The organism is Nitratireductor sp. ZSWI3, from assembly GCF_024655565.1.
Classification (GTDB): domain Bacteria; phylum Pseudomonadota; class Alphaproteobacteria; order Rhizobiales; family Rhizobiaceae; genus Nitratireductor.
The window spans coordinates 19,042-36,312 of the sequence record NZ_JANKOF010000044.1; the positions used below are offsets into that span (position 1 = coordinate 19,042).

The window sequence follows — 17,271 nt, forward strand, 5'->3', positions numbered from 1 at the left end:
CCTCAATTCGTATCCGGCTTGCGCCACCATGTCTGCAGCTTATAGCCGTAGAGCGGCGTCGTTTGCGGATGGTCGAGATAGCTCCAGTAGGCCACCCACTCGTCATTGTTGTGCTGCATCGGCACCACATAGGCGCCGGACATCAAAAGACGGTCGAGGGCGCGTACGGCGGCGGTGTAGTCCTCCAGGTCGCGCGCGCCGAGCATCGCCTCGATCATGGCGTCGATGGCCGGATCGGCGGCCCCGGAAAGATTGAAGGTTCCCTCGGTCCTGGCCGCTTCGGAACCCCAGCGGGTGATCTGCTCTATGCCCGGCGACAGCGAGCCGGAGAAACCGGCGGCGGCGATGATCACGTCGAAATCGTAGGTCTGCTTGCGCTGCTGGGCCTGGGAATCGTCGAGAAGCCGGATCGACACCTCGACGCCGATCTTGCCGAGCGCCCGCTGGTAGACGGCGGCAAGCCGCGCGCCTTCGTCCGAGGTGACCAGGATCTCGAAGGTGAGGGGCCTGCCGTCAGCGTCGACGAGTTGCCTGCCTTCGAGCCTGTAGCCGGCTTCCTTCAGCATGTCGAACGCGGCGCGCATCTGCTCGCGCCCAACCTCGGCGCCCGAGGCTTCGTCCTTGCCATAGGTGCCGTCCATGACGTCCAGCGTCACGCGGTCGGCATAGGGGGCCAGCAGCGTGCGCTCCTCGGCGCTTGCCGGCCGGCCGAGCGCCGACAGGTACGATCCCTGCCAGTAGCTCAGCGTGCGCTCGTACTCGCCCTTGAGGATGTTCGTGTTGATCCAGCCGAAATCGTAAAGCTTCGAGAGCGCCCGGCGCACGCGCGGATCAGCAAATTTCTCGCGCCTCGTGTTGAAGAAGAAGCCGCTGACCGCCGGCGGCACGCCATTGACGAAGGTTTCGGCGAGCACGTCGCCGTTGCGCGCGGCGGGAAAGTCGATGCCGCGCTGGCGGCGCACCGGATCGGATTCGGAATAGACCGAGCAGATGCCCTTCTTGAACGCTTCGACGAGCGAGTTGACGTTGAGGAAATACTCGATGGTGATCCTGTCGAAATTGTCGTAGCCGCGCTTCGAGGGCACGTCCTCGCCCCAGTAGTCCTTGTTGCGCTCGAAGACGATGCGCGTGCCGGGATCCACCTTGGCGATGCGGTAGGCACCGCTGCCGATGACGGGCTTCAGCGTCGTCTGGTCGAAAGTATCCATGGCAAAGGCGTGCCTGGGCACGATCGGCGTCAGCGCGACGATCAGCGGAAACTCGCGGTCGGCCTGGTCGTTGAAGGTGAACCGGACGCTGTGCTCGCCGGTCTTCTCGATCTTCTCGATCTTGGCCATCCGGCTCGAATAGGGCGGCCGTCCCTTTTGCGTATAGGCTTCGTAGGTGAAGATCACGTCTTCAGGCGTCACCGGCTCGCCGTCGGACCATCTGGCGTCGGGATTGAGGTTGAACTCGGCATAGCTGCGTTCCTCGTCCATCACGACGCTCTCGGCGATGAGGCCGTACAGCGAGAAGGGCTCGTCGGCGCTGCGTGTCATCAGCGGCTCGAAAACGAGATTGCCGAAAATCGTGTCGACCACGCCGCGCGCCGTGGTGCGCATGCTCTTCAGGATGAAGGGATTGAGGTTGTCGAAGGTCCCGACCACGCAATAGGTGACTGCACCGCCTTTCGGTGCGTCGGGATTGACGTAGGGAAAGTGCATGAAATCGGCCGGCAATGCCGGCTCGCCGTGCATGGCGATGCCATGCATCGGCTTTTCGTCGGCCGCAAGCGCTCCACCGGTGGCGAGAAGGACCGCCGGGAGTGCAATCCGCGAGAGCAGCCTGGAGAGGACCATGAAATGCACCTTTACCGGAAAAGCATGGAAAAACGATGATTCGCGGCAGAGCCTAACACAGCAAAACGGGCCGATTGGCGGCGACCGTGTGAAGTTTGCCGCACCCTGCCACAAAGTCCAGCGAAATGGCCCGCCGGACTGGATTTGCCCGCCGCGCCGGTGTAACACGCCCGCGAAGGTCATGCTGTCGCCTCATTTGGCCAACAGGTGACGCTGACGATAGTTTTCTGGCGCTGTGCATTTAGAGGAACTGAGCCATATGAAAAGCCTGAACGCGAAAGCAATCCGCACTCTGTTCGCCGTCGCCGGCGCCGCGTGTGTGGCAGCAAGCGGAGTCGGCATCGCCGCCGCGCAATCGCAACAGCCGCCTCAGGGCTGGTTCAAGGCCTGCACCAAGCAGGAGGACGTCGATATCTGCAACGTGCAGAACGTCCTGATCGCCGAGAACGGCCAGATGATCACCGGCGTCAGCCTCATCGAGGTGAAGGGCAAGGTCAACCGCAAGGTGTTCCAGATCACCGTTCCGACCGGCCGCATGGTGCCTCCCGGCGTCGGCATGCAGATCGACGGCGGCCAGACGCAGAAGATCGATTACGCGATCTGCCTGCCGGATCGCTGCATCGCCGAGGCGCCGCTGACGGACCAGCTCATCGCCTCCTTCAAGAAGGGCTCCGAGCTGACGCTGACCTCGGTCAACTTCCAGAACCAGCCCAACCCGATCAAGATGCCGCTCTCGGGCTTCACCGCCGCTTATGACGGCGATCCGCTGCCGCAGTCCGACATCGAGGACCGCCAGAAGAAGCTTCAGGAGTTCGTGAACAAGAACAACCAGGAGTTCACCGAGAAGCTGCGCCAGGCGCAGGAGAAGGCCAAGCAGGGCGAGTGACCCCGGCTTTTCCCGTAGATTAAAGACAGGGCCGCAAGGCCCTGTTTTCGTTTCGGATTGTCGTATCTTGCGTCAATGATGCAGGCGCTCGCGCGGCGTGTAGTGTCCGTCGGGCGTCTCGACGAAGAATTCGGCGAGCTGCGGATGGCGCACCGGTTCTCCCGACTCGTCGGCCAGGAGGTTCTGCTCCGACACATAGGCGACGTATTCCGTCTCCTCGTTCTCGGCGAGCAGGTGGTAGAAGGGCTGGTCCTTGCGCGGGCGCACCTCGGCCGGGATCGCCTGGTACCACTCCTCGGTGTTGTTGAATTCCGGGTCGACGTCGAAAATGACACCGCGAAAAGCGAACAGCCGGTGGCGGACGACCTGACCGATGTGGAATTTTGCGGTTCCGATATTTGGCATATTTTGCACCTCTGCCCCCTATGTGGCGCAGCCGTTTCAACAATTCAATCCCGCCGGCTTGACGCACAACCTTTCGGCAAGCTAGCCGAAGGCACGCAGAAGGGTAGAGCGGCTTACGCGGCGACGCGCAGACGGGTTGCCCAAATGAGGGGTGGACGATGTCGCAAGTCGCCGGATTGGTGCTGCCGTTCTTCGGCCTGATCTTCATCGGCTATGCCGTGGCCCGGTTGAAACCGCAGCCGGTCGAGGCGCTCGGCTGGATGAACACCTTCGTCATCTATGTGGCGCTGCCGGCGCTGTTTTTCCAGCTTCTCGCCAAGACGCCGATCGAGCGCCTCACCGAGTGGAGCTACATCCTCGGGGCCGTCGCCTCTACCTACATCGTCTTCACGATCATGTTCGCGGCCTCCATCGCGATCAGCCGCAGCACCATCGCCGAAAGCACGATCAAGGGTCTGTCCGCTGCCTATGGCAACATCGGCTATATGGGGCCGGGCCTGGCGCTGCTCGCCTTCGGCGAGGAGGCCGCCGTTCCGGTGGCCCTCATCTTCTGCTTCGAGAACATGATCCATTTCGCGGTCGCGCCGATGATGATGGCGATCTCCGGCGGCGAGCGGGAGAGCCCGGGCAAGCTGGCGCTGGAGGTGGTGCGCAAGATCGTGCTCCACCCCTTCATCGTGGCCACCGCCGCCGGGGTGGTGGCGGCTGCCCTGCATCTGACGCCGCCGCTGCCGGTCGAGCGGCTGCTGGCCTATCTGGCGTCTGCCGCCGCGCCCTGCGCGCTGTTCGCCATGGGCGTCAGCCTCGCCCTGCGGCCGCTGAAGCGGGTTCCGCGCGAGCTCGGCGCCATCGCGCTCCTGAAGCTCGTCGTGCACCCCATTCTCTGCTACGTCATCTTGAGCTGGATCGGCAATTTCTCACCCAGCTGGGTCTTTTCGGCGGTGCTCCTCGCTTCGCTGCCGACGGCCACCAACGTCTTCGTCATCAGCCAGCAATATGGCGTGTGGATGGAGCGGGCCTCGGCCAGCGTGTTGATCACCACCGTCCTGTCCGTCGGCACGGTGACGGCGCTGCTCTATGCCATCACCAATGGGATCCTGCCGGCCGATCTTTTCCCCTGAGCGAGAAAAGGGCGGAAAAGCCGCTGCCCGGCCGCATGCCCTCGCGCATGAAGAAGGCGCGCAGCGGCGCGAACCCGCCGATGATGCCGAGGCCGGCACTGCGCGCGATCTGCGCGGGAAGGAGCCCCGACAGGAGCGATGCGTTGAGGAGATTGACCGAATTGCTGCGCGCCAGGATGTCCGGCCGCCGCCGCCTGTCGTAGCGGGACAAAGCGGCGGCACTGCCCGGGTCGTCGCGATGCGTGTCGGCGACGGCGACGAGATCCTCCACGTCGCGCACGCCAAGGTTCAGCCCCTGTGCCGAGATCGGCGGAAAGACGTGCGCCGCCTCGCCGATCAGCGCCACGCGGTTGTGGCCGAAGCGATCGGGCATCAGCGTGCTGAGCGGATAGATCTGCCGGCCTGGCTCGACCGTGACCTGGCCGAGCAGGGATTGGAGTCTTTCCTCGACGCGGATCGAAAGAGCCGCATCGTTGAGCTTGACGAACGCGTCCGCTTCTTCCGGGCGCACCACCCAGACGAGGCTGGAGCGCATGCCCGGCAGCGGAACCTGGGTGCACGGGCCGCTCTCGGTGTGAAACTCGGTGGACACGAAACCGTGCTCGCGCGTGTGCGCGAAATTCAACACCAGGGCCGATTGGGGCAGGGCGCGGATTCTCGCCGAGATGCCGGCGGCCTGACGCGCCGGCGACTGGCGACCGTCGGCGGCGACGGCGAGCTTCGCTTCAACGCGGGCTCCATCTGCAAGCGTCGCCACCACCCGGTCGGCACCGCATTCCCAGGAATCCACCAGGCTTTCACGCCAGGTGATCGCCGGATTGCGCCGCACGGCGCCGGCGAGTTCCTCCGTCAGCCTCGCATTGGGGATGTTGAGCCCGAAATGGTCCTGGCCGATCTCGCCGGCATGGAAGGTCACGGTCGGACTGCGGATCAGCCGCCCCGTCGCGTCCACCAGGCGCATCGCCTGCAGCGGAGCCGTCTCGCCCATCAGCCCGTCGAGAAAGCCGAGCGGCTCCAGATAATCGAGCGACGGCCGCATCAGCGCCACCGTGCGGCGGTCGCGCCCGCTGGGCACCGGCCCCGCCAGCACCACCCGATACCCGTGCGCCGCAAGGGCAAGCGCTGCGATGAGACCGGCAGGCCCCGTTCCGGCAACGAGAATTTCGTGATCGCTATCGCTCATCGCAAACCGTCCATCTATGGTGGCGTCGGGTGGCATCGTCCCGTCGCTGCTTTGTCATGATGGGGCGGCTTGATGCAAGGTTCAACGCGGCGAAAGCACCCAGCCGCGCGAGGGAGCGCCGCATGGGCAGCGGGCAGGACGATCTGAACAATCTGGGCAGGGGCGGGCGGGCGGCGCATCGCATGGCGCTGAGCGCCTATCCGCTGTCGGTCGCCAGCCTCATCCTCGCCATTGTCCTCGCCTGGACGGTTCTTGCCGTGATGGCGCTGCGCGTGGCGGCGATCGACGCTTCGGCTGCGGGGCCGGGCGGCACATGGCTCGCCGGGCTGCCCGACATGCCCGTGCCCGGTTTTGTCGAGACGCTGTTGGCGCTCTGCCTTGCGCCCGCCGAAGCCGGTGCCGGCGGCATCCGTTTCGCGGTCATCGCCGTCATGTGGTTCCTGATGGCGCTCGCCATGATGCTGCCCTCGGCAGGACCGATGATTCGCACCTATTGCGAGATCGCCGACACCGCGGCGGCCAAGGGCGAAAAGGCGGTTCATCCGCTGATCCTCGTCTGCGGCTATCTCGCCGTCTGGCTCGCCGCATCCGTCGTCTTCGCGCTGATCGTCACGCTGCTCGGCAACGTGCGCTTGCGCACGCTCGCTCTGGCACCGGTTGATGGCTTCTTGGGAGCCGCCGTGCTTGCCGGCGCCGGCCTCTACCAGTTCAGCGGCCTCAAGGAGGCCTGCCTCATCAAATGCCGAAACCCGTTCGCCACGCTGTTCGGGCGCTGGAGCACACGGCGCGTCGCCATCTTCCGCCTTGGCGTCGAGCAGGGCCTTTGGTGCCTCGGCTGCTGCTGGGCGCTGATGCTGGTCATGCTGGTGGTCGGCGTGATGAACATTTTCTGGATGGCGCTGCTCGGCGTCTTCGCGATCGTCGAGAAACATGGTCATGACCGGTTTTTCACACGGCTTTCGGGCGGGGTGCTGCTTGTGTGGGCGCTCGGGCTTCTTGTAATCTCGGCATAAAGAAAGGGTCGCGCATGGGAAAGAAAGACTGGGCGCTCAAGGGCGAGCTCGTGCTGTCGTGCAACTGCACGGTGTTCTGCCCCTGTGTGCTGTCGCTCGGCAATCATCCGCCGACAGAAGGCTACTGCCAGACCTGGGCCGGCTTCCGCATCGATCAGGGCCACCATGGCGATACCGACCTGTCCGGCCTCAACCTCGGCCTGGTCATGGAGATTCCCGGCTACATGAGCCGCGGCAACTGGACGGCGGGCCTATTTCTCGACGAGCGCGCCTCGATCTATGCGGAAAAGGCCATCGGCAAGATCTTTTCCGGCAAGGCCGGCGGCACCACGGCGCTGCTGTCGATCCTGGTCGGCCAGTTCCTGGGCATCCAGCGCGCGCCGGTCAGCTATCTGACGGAAGGCAAGACCAGGATCTTCCAGATCCCCAAGATCATCGACGGCGCCATCACGCCCATCGCCGGTAAGGACGGCGGGGGCGACACCGTGATCACCAACTCGCAATACTGGATCGCGCCGGAAATCACCGTCGCGCGCTCCGAGAAGAGCCGCATGCGTGCCTTCGGCCGCAACTGGAATTTCGCCGGACGGTCGGCCGAGATCTGCCCGCTCGACTGGCGCGGGCCATAAGAAGCGCCGATGAAGAAGCCCGTTCTGAAAAAGAAGGTCACGGCCCCGCAGGCCAAGGCATTCTCGGTTCACCTGCTCACCGCGTCCGGCTCGTTCCTCGCGTTCCTGTCGCTCGTGGCCGCCAGCGAAGAGCGCTGGACGGCGATGTTCTGGTGGCTGGGGCTGGCGCTCTTCGTCGACGGCATAGACGGGCCCATCGCCCGCAAGCTGGAGGTGAAGGAAGTTCTGCCGACCTGGTCGGGCGACATGCTCGACAACATCATCGATTACGTGACCTACGTGCTGATCCCGGCCTTCGCGCTGTACCAGAGCGGCTTCATGGGCGAGGGGCTGTCGTTCCTGTCCGCGGCGATCATCGTCGTCACCAGCGCCATCTACTACGCCGACACCGGCATGAAGACGCGGGAGAACTTCTTCAAGGGCTTTCCGGTCGTCTGGAACATGGTGGTCTTCACCCTCTTCGTCACACAGCCTGGCGAGTATGTCTCCTTCGCCGTCGTCATAATCGCAGCGATCCTCACCTTCCTGCCGATCCATTTCCTGCATCCGGTGCGGGTGAAGCGCCTGCGCACGCTCAACCTGGCGATATTTCTTCTCTGGTGCATCCTTGGCATCGTGGCCCTTCTGCAGAACCTCGAAGCCGAGCGGATCGTCCGCTTCGGTCTCGGCGCAACGGGCCTTTATCTTTTTGCTGTGGGTGCCGTGATGCAATGGCTGCCGAAGCTTGGCGATCGCAGCGAAGGAGCTTAAGACGTCAGCTTTCGAAAAAATGTGAAGCTCTTTCAAGCAAACGGCCACTAATGCCCGGGAAAACTGTCCTCCTATGATCGGTACGGGAACATAAGAACAAATGGCCACAACGGGAGCCGGGGTGGATCGGAAACGGGAAGGCAAGGCTGGCGGACTCCTCACGGTTCGCGGGCTGACAAAGATCTTTGGCACGCTCAAGGCTTGCGACGGCATCGATCTGTCGATCGGCCGCGGCGAGATTCATGCCTTGCTGGGCGAGAACGGCGCCGGCAAGTCCACCTTCGTCAAGATGCTGTTCGGCGCGCTGGAGCCCGCCTCGGGCGAGATTCTCTGGAAGGGAGAGCGCGTCTCGATCTCCAGTCCCGGCGCCGCGCGCCATCTGGGAATCGGCATGGTGTTCCAGCATTTTTCGCTGTTCGAGGCGCTGACGGCGGCCGAAAACATCATGCTGTCGCTCGACGAGAAGACGCCGATCCTGAAGATCGCCGAGCGGGCGCGGGAACTGTCGAAGGCCTACGGCCTGCCGCTCGATCCTTTCGCTCATGTCGGCGACCTTTCGGTCGGCGAGCGCCAGCGCATCGAGATCATCCGTTGCCTGCTGCAGAAGCCCGATCTGATCATCCTCGACGAGCCGACCTCGGTGCTGACGCCGCAGGAGGCGGACAAGCTGTTCGAGACGCTTGAGACCCTGCGCGACGAGGGCAAGTCGATCCTCTACATCTCGCACCGGCTCGAGGAGGTGAAGCGCCTGTGCGACCGCGCCACGGTGCTGCGCCACGGCAAGGTGGTGGCCCACTGCGACCCGCGCAAGGAGACCGCCACCTCGCTCGCCCGGATGATGGTCGGCGACGAAGTGCAGGCGGTGAAGCGGGCGGCGGGCGGCAGCGGTGGCGAAGTCCTGCTCGAGGTCGCCGGCCTTGCCCGTCCGGCCGCCAATCCCTTCGCCGTGCCCCTGCGCGACATCCGTCTTGCGGTCCGCTCCGGGGAAGTGCTCGGCATCGCCGGCGTGGCGGGCAACGGGCAGGGCGAGCTGTTCGAGGCCCTGTCGGGCGAAGTCCTGCAGGAGAGCGCCGCCAGCCTGCGCATCCGCGGCAAGGATGCCGGCCGGCTGTCGATCTCCGGCCGCCGTCTTCTCGGCGCCGCCTTCGTTCCCGAGGAGCGGCTCGGCCATGGCGCCGTGCCGCAGATGCGGCTTTCGGAAAACCTCTTGCTGTCGCGCCACGTCACCGACGGCAGGGCGCTGGTGGGGCCGCTGTGGACCGTGCGCGGCGGCGCGCTCGCCAAGGCCGCCGCCCGCATCGCGGCGGCGATGGACGTGCGCAAGGGCGGCGATGATCCGGAAGCGGCGGCCCTGTCCGGGGGCAACCTGCAGAAATTCATCATCGGCCGCGAACTCGACCGCCAGCCTTCCGTCCTGGTCGTCAACCAGCCGACCTGGGGCGTCGATGCGGGCGCCGCCGCGCGCATCCGCCAGGCGTTGATCGATCTTGCCCGTTCCGGCTCCGCCGTGCTGGTGATCAGCCAGGACCTGGACGAATTGTTCGAGATCTCCGATGCGATCGCCGTGATGCATGACGGACGGCTTTCCGCCCCGCTGCCCATCGCCGAGGCGACCTTCGAGAAGATCGGTCTGCTGATGGGCGGCGCCGAGCCGGGTCATCACGCCGGCGCGCCCCTGGAGACCGCCTGATGCGCCTCGAACTCGTCAAGCGTCCGCAGCATTCCGCCCTGTTCAGCGCGGTCTCGCCGTTCATTGCGCTCGCGCTGACCATGATTGCCGGGGCGATCATGTTCTCCCTCCTCGGCAAGAACCCGCTCGACGCGCTCTATTACTATTTCATCGACCCGTTGCGCGAGACCTGGTCGCTGCACGAGCTTGCGGTCAAGGCGGCGCCGCTGATCCTGATCGCGGTCGGTCTGTCGGTGTGTTTCCTGTCCAACAACTGGAACATCGGCGCCGAGGGCCAGTTCATCGCCGGGGCGATCGCCGGCGGCATCCTGCCGGTCGTCTTTCCGCACGTCCAGAACGTGATGGTCCTGCCCCTGATGCTCGTGATGGGCATTGCCGGCGGAGCCGCCTATGCCGCAGTTCCCGCCTTGCTCAAGGCGCGCTTCAACACCAACGAGATCTTGACCAGCCTGATGCTGGTCTATGTCGCCCAGCTCTTCCTGGACTGGCTGGTGCGTGGGCCCTGGCGCGACCCGGGCGGCATGAACTTTCCCGAAACGCGGGATTTCCATCCCTACGCGGTCCTGCCGGAGCTGATGCCTTCGGCCGGCCGCGCCAACTGGGGCATCGTCTTTGCGCTGGTCGCCGCCCTGATCCTGTGGTTCGTGCTGCGCAGGACCCTCAAGGGTTTCGAGATACGCGTGCTCGGCCAGAGCCCGCGGGCAGGGCGCTTCGCCGGCTTCAGCGCCTCGCGCATGGTGATGGTCTCGTTCCTGATCTCCGGTGGCCTGGCGGGCCTTGCCGGTATTTCCGAAGTGGCCGGCACGATCGGCCAGTTACAGCCCTCCATTTCGCCCGGCTACGGCTTCACGGCGATCATCGTCGCCTTCCTCGGCCGCCTCAACCCGCTCGGCATCGTCGCCGCCGGCTTCGTCCTGGCGCTCTCCTATCTCGGCGGCGAGGCGGCGCAAATCTCCATCGGCCTGTCCGACAAGGCGGCGCGTGCCTTCCAGGGCATGCTGCTGTTCTTCGTGCTCGGCTGCGATACGCTGATTCATTACCGCATCCGGCTTGCTCACAGCGCGCCCTCCAAGCGGACGGACGTTCCGCAACCGTCGGAACCTGCGGAGGTCGCATAATGCTCGAATCCATCCTCATCACCATCGCCACCGCCGCCACGCCGCTCCTGATCGCCGCCATCGGCGAGCTGGTCGTCGAGCGTTCCGGCGTGCTCAACCTCGGTGTCGAGGGCATGATGGTGATGGGCGCCGTCACCGGTTTCGGCGTCACCGTAACCACCGGCTCACCATGGCTCGGCGTTCTTGCCGCGGTCCTGGTCGGTGCCGCGTTCTCGCTCCTGTTCGGGTTCCTGACGCTGACGCTCGTCACCAATCAGGTGGCGACCGGACTTGCCCTGACGCTTCTCGGCCTCGGCGTTTCCGGCATGATCGGCGAGGCATTCATCGGCATGCCCGGCATCAAGCTCGGTTCGATCGCCATTCCCATCCTGTCCGATCTTCCCTATGTCGGACGCTTTCTGTTCAGGCAGGATCCGCTGTTCTATGTGTCGATCCTGCTGGTCGCCGGCGTCGCCTGGTTCCTGTTCTACACGCGCGCCGGCCTGACGCTGCGTTCGGTGGGCGACAATCACGATTCCGCCCACGCCCTCGGCATCAGCGTGATCGCTGTGCGCTATGGCGCGGTCGCGTTCGGCGGTGCCTGCGCAGGACTTGCCGGCGCCTATCTGTCGCTCGTCTACACGCCGCAATGGATCGAGAACATGACAGCCGGGCGCGGCTGGATCGCGCTGGCGCTGGTGGTCTTCGCCTCATGGCGGCCCTGGCGGGTGCTGGCGGGCGCCTATCTCTTCGGCGCTGTCTCCATCGGCCAGTTGCACGCGCAGGCGATCGGCGTTTCGGTTCCCTCGCAATTCCTGTCCGCGCTGCCCTATCTGGCAACGATCGCGGTTCTTGTTCTAATCTCCCGCAACAGAAGGTTGACCATGGTCAATACGCCGGCCTGTCTCGGGCGACCGTTCGTTCCGGCACGATAGGCGTCTGCGAAGGCGCCGAACTCAGACAACAGAGAGGACGTCAATCATGAAAAAACTGCTTCTAGCCCTGGCGGCGAGCACCGCCGCCCTTGCCTTTGCGCCAGCGCCCGCATCCGCGCAGGACAAGACGAAGGCCTGCTGGGTCTATGTCGGCCCCATCGGCGACTTCGGCTATTCCTACCAGCACCACCAGGGCCTGCTCGATGTGCAGGAGCATTTCGGCGACAAGGTCGAGACCACCTATCTGGAGAACGTGCCGGAGGGCGCCGATACGGAACGTGCGCTGGAGCGTCTGGCACGTTCGGGTTGCGACATCATCTTCGCCACGTCGTTCGGCTTCATGGATCCGGTGCAGAAGGTGGCCGCCAAGTTCCCCGACGTGAAGTTCGAGCATGCCACGGGCTTCAAGCGCGAGCACCCGAACGTCGCCACCTACAACTCCCGCTTCCATGAAGGCCGCTATGTGCAAGGCGTGATCGCGGCGAAGATGTCGCAGACGGGCGTCGCAGGCTACATCGCCTCCTTTCCGATCCCGGAAGTGGTGATGGGCATCAATTCCTTCATGCTCGGCGCGCAGTCGGTCAATCCCGACTTCAAGGTCAAGATCGTCTGGGCCAACACCTGGTTCGATGCTGGCAAGGAGGCGGATGCCGCCAAGGCGCTGATCGACCAGGGCGTCGACATCATCACACAGCACACCGATTCCACGGCGCCGCTGCAGGTGGCGGCCGAGCGCGGCATCAAGGGATTCGGCCAGGCGTCGGACATGATCAAGTTCGCGCCCGAAACCCAGCTCACCTCGATCGTCGACGATTGGGGCCCGTACTATATCGAGCGCGTTCAAGCCCTGATGGACGGCACCTGGGCCCAGAACGACGTCTGGGGCGGCATGAAGGACGGGCACGTCGTGATGGCGCCCTACACCAACATGCCCGACGACGTGAAGACGGCGGCCGAGGCGGTCGAGAAGAAGATCAAGGACGAGGGCTTCAACCCCTTCACCGGTCCCGTCTACAAGCAGGACGGCACGCTGTGGCTCGAAGAAGGGCAGGTGGCACCCGACGGCGAGGTGCTCGGCATGAATTTCTACGTCAAGGGCGTGGACGACAAGCTGCCGAACTGAGCGCCGCAGGCGCGCAAGGAGGGCGGCCCCGCGGCCGCCCTTTTTTCGACGTCATGACCCCGCAGCATGCGCCCACTGCTGACAGTCGGTTGTCAGGAGGTCCTTGTTACACTGCGTCCACATTCGTCAGGAACAGGGAAGAGAGCGATGCTCAAATTCTATCATGCACCGTGGTCGCGTTCGTCCAGCGTGTTGTGGCTGCTCGAGGAACTGGCCGTTCCCTACGAGATCGAGATGGTCGACATCCGTGCCAAGGAGGGGGTTCCCGAGACGTATCGGGCGATCCAGCCGAACAAGAAGGTGCCGGCCATAGAGCATGACGGCGTCGTCGTCACCGAACGCGCGGCGATCACCGTCTACCTCGCCGACCGGTTCGCCGAGGCCGGCCTGGCACCGGCCCTGACGGATCCCCATCGGGCAGCGTATCTGACGACGCTCGTCTATTGCGATTCCGTCTTCGATCCGGCCATTTGCGCCCACATTCAGGGGCTGGAATACACCGGCAACCAGTATCCGTTCGGTCTTTTCGAGGACATGGTGGCCTATGTCGAGCGCCGCCTGACCGCGCATCCCTTTGCGGCCGGCGACCGGTTCACCGCCGCCGACACGCAACTCGCCAGCGGGATAAACTTTACCATGAACGTTCTCCACGCGCTGCCGGAAAGACCGGTGTTCAAGGAGTATGTGGCGCGGATCGAGACGCGTCCGGCTTACCGCCGCGCGCAGGAGAAGGACATGGCCATGGCTGCTCAGGTGCCTTTCTTCGCCGGCGCCTCGTAGAGCGGGATGCGGAAAAGTGTGAAGCGGTTTTGCGCCCGCATCCCGCTCCAGCTTTTTGAAAGCGATCGCGTTTATGATCTTGGATTGATTCAATCCAAGATCATCGCGATCTGGCGGCCGGCCCCGCAGCCGGATGTTTTCCGGCTGCAAGCCCCTGTCAGCCGATCGCCTCGCTGCGCAGCGTTTCGATGAAGCGCGGCAACGCGAAGGCCGCCCGGTGATGGGCCGGCGTGTAATAGCGCGTGTCGATGCCCGCCGAGCGCTCGGCGAGGAGGTTCTCGGGCACGTCCAGCGTTGCCGTGTCGTCGGATGACCAGCCGAGCGTCATGTGGCCGCCGAAATAGGTGGGAACGGCAACGAGATAGCAGCGCGACACCGCGAACACGGACGACAGGCCCCGCATGGCCGTCTGGAATTCGGCCGGCTGCAGGAAAGGCACGCCATTCTGCGTCACAACGATGCCGCCGGGGCGCAGGATCCGCTTCAGGTCGGCATAGAAATCGCGCGTGAAGAGCACCGCGCCCGGCCCGGTCGGATCGGTCGAATCGACCAGGATGACGTCGAAACGCTGCGCGGTTTCGGCCGCAAAGGCCGCACCGTCGGCGATCTCCACACGGAAGCGCGGATCCTCGAACACCGGAGCGTTGAAGTCGGCAAAATGCTCGCGCGAGAATTCGACCACCGAGGCGTCGATCTCCACCTGGGTGAGGGATCTCACGCGGCGATGCTTCAGCACCTCTTCGGCAAGGCCGCAATCGCCGCCGCCGATGATCAGCACGTCTTTCGGATCCGCATGGGCCGTCAGCGGCACATGCGCCATCATCTCGTGGTACATGAACTCGTCGGCGCTGGTGACCTGCACCGCGCCGTCGAGCATCAGGACCTTGCCGAACAGGCGGTTGCGGATCAGCGCGAGGCGGTGATGACCCGTCGCTTCCTCGTAAAGCACCTCTTCGGCCTCGAAAGTGACGCGGATCCCCTCATGCAGGGTTTCGGCGACCGTTTTCCTGTCCGTCACGCGCTGCGCCCCCTCAGCAGTTCCTGCACCTCCATGCGACCGGGCGCAAAGGCCGTGCGCAACACGTCGATGCAACGTCCGGGCTCGGCGTCGCCGCACATGAAGATGTCGAGCGCCGCATAGCCGCGCTCCGGCCAGGAATGGATCGAGATGTGACTCTCGGCGAGCACCGCCACGCCGCTCACACCGCCATTCGGCTCGAACGGATGCAGATGGATGTGCAGCAGGGTGGCGCCGGCCTCCTCGACACATCGCACGAGCGTTTCCTGGATATAGGGCAGATCGTCGAGGCGCTCCGCCTCGAACAGATCGACGATGAGATGGGATCCGGCGCAAAGAACGCCGTCCTTCTCGATAAAGTGGTCTTTGTCCTCGCAGACCGCCAAGACGGGCTGCGGCGCGACTGATTCTTCCTTTTGGGCGGTGTTCAGTACAACTGAATCCATCCCCAATTGGAAAAGGGCGTCTTGCGACATGGCGTCCTCTCCAACCAGCAGATGTGGCCTGACCATTCAGGCGCCGCCCGTATATAAGCAAGCACCCCCCCACAGGCAACCCCATTCGGCGACTTGCGACAGGTCGGAGAGATAATCGATAACAATATAAGTAGTCGTCGAATGAATTGTTCTAACGTGTTTTACAAAATGACCTGCATTGTAAATTGACAAGAAACGAAAGAATAAACTATAAGAAGGAATAGGTTTTTTTCTTTAATATAACTATTTCATTTTTATTTTTAATTGAGATTCGCATGAGCATCGTGAAACGCGCCGATTTCGCGGATTGGTGCCGCTACAACGGGATTGATGCCTGTTTCGTCGAGGGTGCGCTTCTGGCGCTCGCGCCGCATTGTTGGGTCGGCGGCGATGCAAATACCGCAACCGATGCGCCGATCGGCCTGGAGGCAGAGCAAGCCTGGTCGCTCGCTTCCGACGTTTTTTGCGAGGCCCTGCCGGCGCTGCAGCCCATCATCCGGCGTATCGGGAAGGCGGCTCCGCGCGGCCTTCTTCCCCGCGCCGGCAAGCATCCGCAGCCCTTCACCTATCATCGCGGTGCCGGGCGTCTGCCCTTCGTCAGTTGCAGCTATGAGGGTAGGGCGGCGGACCTGCTTGCCGTGGTCCATGAATTCGCCCACGCACTGCAGCTCGTCGCATCGCGCCGCTCGCCGATGCCTCCCATGGCGCGAGAGGTGTGCGCCTTTCTCGGCGAATTGTTTCTCCTGCGCTGGTTATCGCTCAACAGGCCTGATCTCCAGGGCATTATCGAGTGCGCCTGGGTCGCCGACAATGCACGGTATCTCGGGCCGGATGCCGCGAATCTGCTGGAGGCCTTGCGCGCGCCGTCCGCCCGCTATGTGTACCGATGGAACTATCCGATCGCGCGGTTGATCGCACAGGCGCTTTTAGCGCGCGACGACACGGCGCTCATCCAAAATCTCTTCCGCAGCGGCGCAGGGGCGCACGAGGTCTTCGCCGGTATCGAACCTCGTGATCTGCCGCGCCTGATCCCCGGCTTGCTTCCGCCGATGCCCGCCTCGGCGCCGGGCGACCGATCGGCGGTCTATCGTCAGGTCGGAGCGATCCTTCTTCTCGACCTTCAGGACGATGCTGCGGCGGCCGAAACGGCGATCATCGACCGTTATGCGAGCCTGTTCGAGCATATGCGGACGGGCACCGCCTTCCTTGCCCTCAGCCCCTTCTCGCATCCGCTCGGCTATGCCGTCTGGTCCTTCGCCGATCCCGGCTCGCAGACCCCCGAGATGCACAGTTGCGCGCCGTTCGGCCGTCACGAGACGCTGTTCGACACCTTGCGCAAGACCTTGCCGCACGCCGCCGGGTGGCTGCCGCCGCAACCCCAGGGGAGGCAGACGCGATGAGCCGGACCGATCTTTATCTGGGTGTCGGCTTCGCCTTCGAGCTGCTGGCTCGCTCCGCCTATCACCGCACCTTTCCGACGGGCCGCTATCTGACGGTGGAGATCCTGCCGGCGCTGCGCTGCGGACAGGCACGCTTCTATGTCAACGACGACGGGTTCCCGACCGGGCTGGTCACCTGGGCGCGGCTGAGCGAGGAGGTCGAGGCAGAGATCCTCGCCACCGGCAGGGCGCTGCAGCCGCAGGAGTGGACATGCGGCGAACGCCTGTTCTTCAACGATTTCATCGCGCCCTACGGAACCATGGCGGCGATGATTCGCGATCTCAAGCGCAACGTGTTTCCACAAGAGACGGCAAGCAGCATCCGTCGGCTCCCGGAAGGCAGGGTGCGTCGGATCAACCGATGGAACAGCATGGCTCGCCGGGGAACCGGCGGCTGATCCATCGGCTCCGCCGGCGCGCCGACGACGCGATCCGACGGGGCCTTTGGCGATGCACCCCGCCACCGATGCCGGCCGCCAGGTGCTGAATGGCAGGAACCCCACAGGTTTCCCACCCTGAGCAGCCGGCTCGCGCCGGCAAGATGCAACCGGGCGATCCCGCGCGGATCCCCACTCACAGAGGTCCAAACTCATGTTGAACGTTTCAGTCTCGCATTCGGACGATCTTCAGGCACCCGTCAGCTTCGGCGGCGGCGCTTCCGGCTCGGTCGGAAGCACCATCGGGCAGTCTATCGGCGCCTTCATCGGCGGTGCCATCGGCGGCCTGATCGGCAACGTTCCCGGAGCCGAGGTCGGCAGCGTCATCGGCACCACCGTCGGCGGCCTTGTCGGCGGCGCGATCGAGACCGCCATTGGCTAAGGCCCACGTCGCTCTCGACGATTGAGCGCCGAGGCGGGCCGGCGAAGACTCCGGCCCGCCTCGGTTTCA

General features: G+C 64.4%; 18 protein-coding genes. 13 read left to right on the plus strand and 5 right to left on the minus strand.

The features are described 5' to 3' along the window. Nucleotides 1-2: 2 nt before the first annotated feature. The gene (locus NUU27_RS14425) at nucleotides 3-1,838 is read right to left on the minus strand and encodes an extracellular solute-binding protein (protein WP_257762819.1); all 1,836 of its coding nucleotides are present in this window, start codon (nucleotides 1,836-1,838) and stop codon (nucleotides 3-5) included. A 259-nt stretch (nucleotides 1,839-2,097) separates the two neighbouring features. Here NUU27_RS14425 and NUU27_RS14430 point away from each other — a divergent pair, with 259 nt between their 5' ends. Then, on the plus strand, nucleotides 2,098-2,724 hold the full coding sequence (locus NUU27_RS14430) for an invasion associated locus B family protein (protein ID WP_257762821.1): 627 nt from the start codon (nucleotides 2,098-2,100) through the stop codon (nucleotides 2,722-2,724). A 72-nt stretch (nucleotides 2,725-2,796) separates the two neighbouring features. Here NUU27_RS14430 and hspQ read toward each other — a convergent pair whose 3' ends face one another. Then, nucleotides 2,797-3,129 carry a heat shock protein HspQ gene (gene hspQ / locus NUU27_RS14435; RefSeq protein WP_257762822.1) on the minus strand — a complete coding sequence of 111 codons (333 nt, stop codon included), beginning with the start codon at nucleotides 3,127-3,129 and terminating at the stop codon, nucleotides 2,797-2,799. A 158-nt stretch (nucleotides 3,130-3,287) separates the two neighbouring features. On the opposite strand from hspQ, the gene NUU27_RS14440 reads away from it, so the two are divergent. After that, a complete protein-coding gene (locus NUU27_RS14440; protein WP_257762823.1) occupies nucleotides 3,288-4,250 on the plus strand; it encodes an AEC family transporter in 963 nt (320 codons plus the stop codon). On the opposite strand, the gene NUU27_RS14445 is transcribed toward NUU27_RS14440, so the two are convergent. Beyond that, a complete protein-coding gene (locus tag NUU27_RS14445; protein WP_257762824.1) occupies nucleotides 4,213-5,433 on the minus strand; it encodes a UbiH/UbiF family hydroxylase in 1,221 nt (406 codons plus the stop codon). The genes NUU27_RS14440 and NUU27_RS14445 overlap by 38 nt on opposite strands. 122 nt (nucleotides 5,434-5,555) lie before the next feature. On the opposite strand from NUU27_RS14445, the gene NUU27_RS14450 reads away from it, so the two are divergent. The 8 genes from NUU27_RS14450 (at nucleotide 5,556) to NUU27_RS14485 (ending at nucleotide 13,450) form a co-directional block, all read left to right on the plus strand. Further along, nucleotides 5,556-6,446 carry a DUF2182 domain-containing protein gene (locus NUU27_RS14450; protein WP_257762825.1) on the plus strand — a complete coding sequence of 297 codons (891 nt, stop codon included), beginning with the start codon at nucleotides 5,556-5,558 and terminating at the stop codon, nucleotides 6,444-6,446. Between the two features lie 14 nt (nucleotides 6,447-6,460). Then, the gene (locus tag NUU27_RS14455) at nucleotides 6,461-7,075 is read left to right on the plus strand and encodes a DUF1326 domain-containing protein (protein WP_257762826.1); all 615 of its coding nucleotides are present in this window, start codon (nucleotides 6,461-6,463) and stop codon (nucleotides 7,073-7,075) included. A 9-nt stretch (nucleotides 7,076-7,084) separates the two neighbouring features. Then, the gene (gene pcsA, locus NUU27_RS14460) at nucleotides 7,085-7,825 is read left to right on the plus strand and encodes a phosphatidylcholine synthase (RefSeq protein WP_257762827.1); all 741 of its coding nucleotides are present in this window, start codon (nucleotides 7,085-7,087) and stop codon (nucleotides 7,823-7,825) included. Nucleotides 7,826-7,925: 100 nt separating this feature from the next. Next, nucleotides 7,926-9,515: an ABC transporter ATP-binding protein gene (locus NUU27_RS14465; RefSeq protein ID WP_257762828.1), complete on the plus strand. Its 1,590-nt coding sequence runs from the start codon at nucleotides 7,926-7,928 to the stop codon at nucleotides 9,513-9,515. Beyond that, nucleotides 9,515-10,633: an ABC transporter permease gene (locus NUU27_RS14470; RefSeq protein WP_257762829.1), complete on the plus strand. Its 1,119-nt coding sequence runs from the start codon at nucleotides 9,515-9,517 to the stop codon at nucleotides 10,631-10,633. The genes NUU27_RS14465 and NUU27_RS14470 overlap by 1 nt, the downstream gene beginning before the upstream one ends. Next, a complete protein-coding gene (locus tag NUU27_RS14475; RefSeq protein WP_257762830.1) occupies nucleotides 10,633-11,547 on the plus strand; it encodes an ABC transporter permease in 915 nt (304 codons plus the stop codon). Before NUU27_RS14470 ends, NUU27_RS14475 begins: the two co-directional genes overlap by 1 nt. Nucleotides 11,548-11,593: 46 nt before the next feature. Continuing rightward, the gene (locus NUU27_RS14480) at nucleotides 11,594-12,670 is read left to right on the plus strand and encodes a BMP family ABC transporter substrate-binding protein (protein WP_257762831.1); all 1,077 of its coding nucleotides are present in this window, start codon (nucleotides 11,594-11,596) and stop codon (nucleotides 12,668-12,670) included. Nucleotides 12,671-12,817: 147 nt separating this feature from the next. Further along, nucleotides 12,818-13,450, plus strand: coding sequence for a glutathione S-transferase family protein (locus tag NUU27_RS14485; protein WP_257762832.1), 633 nt, complete (start codon nucleotides 12,818-12,820; stop codon nucleotides 13,448-13,450). Between the two features lie 157 nt (nucleotides 13,451-13,607). Here NUU27_RS14485 and speE read toward each other — a convergent pair whose 3' ends face one another. Then, the gene (speE, locus tag NUU27_RS14490) at nucleotides 13,608-14,468 is read right to left on the minus strand and encodes a polyamine aminopropyltransferase (RefSeq protein ID WP_257762833.1); all 861 of its coding nucleotides are present in this window, start codon (nucleotides 14,466-14,468) and stop codon (nucleotides 13,608-13,610) included. Continuing rightward, complete coding sequence (gene speD / locus NUU27_RS14495; protein ID WP_257762834.1) at nucleotides 14,465-14,944, minus strand: adenosylmethionine decarboxylase; 480 nt, start codon at nucleotides 14,942-14,944, stop codon at nucleotides 14,465-14,467. The genes speE and speD overlap by 4 nt, the downstream gene beginning before the upstream one ends. A 275-nt stretch (nucleotides 14,945-15,219) precedes the next feature. Here speD and NUU27_RS14500 point away from each other — a divergent pair, with 275 nt between their 5' ends. The 3 genes from NUU27_RS14500 to NUU27_RS14510 all read left to right on the plus strand — a co-directional run bounded on the left by NUU27_RS14500 (nucleotide 15,220) and on the right by NUU27_RS14510 (nucleotide 17,202). Continuing rightward, a complete protein-coding gene (locus NUU27_RS14500; protein WP_257762835.1) occupies nucleotides 15,220-16,344 on the plus strand; it encodes a hypothetical protein in 1,125 nt (374 codons plus the stop codon). After that, nucleotides 16,341-16,781: a toxin-activating lysine-acyltransferase gene (locus tag NUU27_RS14505; RefSeq protein ID WP_257762836.1), complete on the plus strand. Its 441-nt coding sequence runs from the start codon at nucleotides 16,341-16,343 to the stop codon at nucleotides 16,779-16,781. The genes NUU27_RS14500 and NUU27_RS14505 overlap by 4 nt, the downstream gene beginning before the upstream one ends. A 193-nt stretch (nucleotides 16,782-16,974) precedes the next feature. Continuing rightward, nucleotides 16,975-17,202: a hypothetical protein gene (locus tag NUU27_RS14510; protein ID WP_257762837.1), complete on the plus strand. Its 228-nt coding sequence runs from the start codon at nucleotides 16,975-16,977 to the stop codon at nucleotides 17,200-17,202. The last annotated feature ends 69 nt before the right edge of the window (nucleotides 17,203-17,271 follow it).

Excerpts from the sequence above, each read along its gene's own strand:
- NUU27_RS14425 (WP_257762819.1), bottom strand. The coding sequence starts at position 1,838 with ATGGTCCTCTCCAGGCTGCTCTCGCGGATTGCACTCCCGGCGGTCCTT.
- hspQ (WP_257762822.1), bottom strand. The coding sequence starts at position 3,129 with ATGCCAAATATCGGAACCGCAAAATTCCACATCGGTCAGGTCGTCCGC.
- NUU27_RS14475 (WP_257762830.1), top strand. The coding sequence starts at position 10,633 with ATGCTCGAATCCATCCTCATCACCATCGCCACCGCCGCCACGCCGCTC.
- NUU27_RS14440 (WP_257762823.1), top strand. The coding sequence starts at position 3,288 with ATGTCGCAAGTCGCCGGATTGGTGCTGCCGTTCTTCGGCCTGATCTTC.
- NUU27_RS14445 (WP_257762824.1), bottom strand. The coding sequence starts at position 5,433 with ATGAGCGATAGCGATCACGAAATTCTCGTTGCCGGAACGGGGCCTGCC.
- NUU27_RS14455 (WP_257762826.1), top strand. The coding sequence starts at position 6,461 with ATGGGAAAGAAAGACTGGGCGCTCAAGGGCGAGCTCGTGCTGTCGTGC.
- NUU27_RS14485 (WP_257762832.1), top strand. The coding sequence starts at position 12,818 with ATGCTCAAATTCTATCATGCACCGTGGTCGCGTTCGTCCAGCGTGTTG.
- NUU27_RS14450 (WP_257762825.1), top strand. The coding sequence starts at position 5,556 with ATGGGCAGCGGGCAGGACGATCTGAACAATCTGGGCAGGGGCGGGCGG.
- NUU27_RS14505 (WP_257762836.1), top strand. The coding sequence starts at position 16,341 with ATGAGCCGGACCGATCTTTATCTGGGTGTCGGCTTCGCCTTCGAGCTG.
- NUU27_RS14500 (WP_257762835.1), top strand. The coding sequence starts at position 15,220 with ATGAGCATCGTGAAACGCGCCGATTTCGCGGATTGGTGCCGCTACAAC.
- pcsA (WP_257762827.1), top strand. The coding sequence starts at position 7,085 with ATGAAGAAGCCCGTTCTGAAAAAGAAGGTCACGGCCCCGCAGGCCAAG.
- NUU27_RS14480 (WP_257762831.1), top strand. The coding sequence starts at position 11,594 with ATGAAAAAACTGCTTCTAGCCCTGGCGGCGAGCACCGCCGCCCTTGCC.
- NUU27_RS14510 (WP_257762837.1), top strand. The coding sequence starts at position 16,975 with ATGTTGAACGTTTCAGTCTCGCATTCGGACGATCTTCAGGCACCCGTC.
- speD (WP_257762834.1), bottom strand. The coding sequence starts at position 14,944 with ATGTCGCAAGACGCCCTTTTCCAATTGGGGATGGATTCAGTTGTACTG.
- NUU27_RS14430 (WP_257762821.1), top strand. The coding sequence starts at position 2,098 with ATGAAAAGCCTGAACGCGAAAGCAATCCGCACTCTGTTCGCCGTCGCC.
- NUU27_RS14465 (WP_257762828.1), top strand. The coding sequence starts at position 7,926 with ATGGCCACAACGGGAGCCGGGGTGGATCGGAAACGGGAAGGCAAGGCT.
- NUU27_RS14470 (WP_257762829.1), top strand. The coding sequence starts at position 9,515 with ATGCGCCTCGAACTCGTCAAGCGTCCGCAGCATTCCGCCCTGTTCAGC.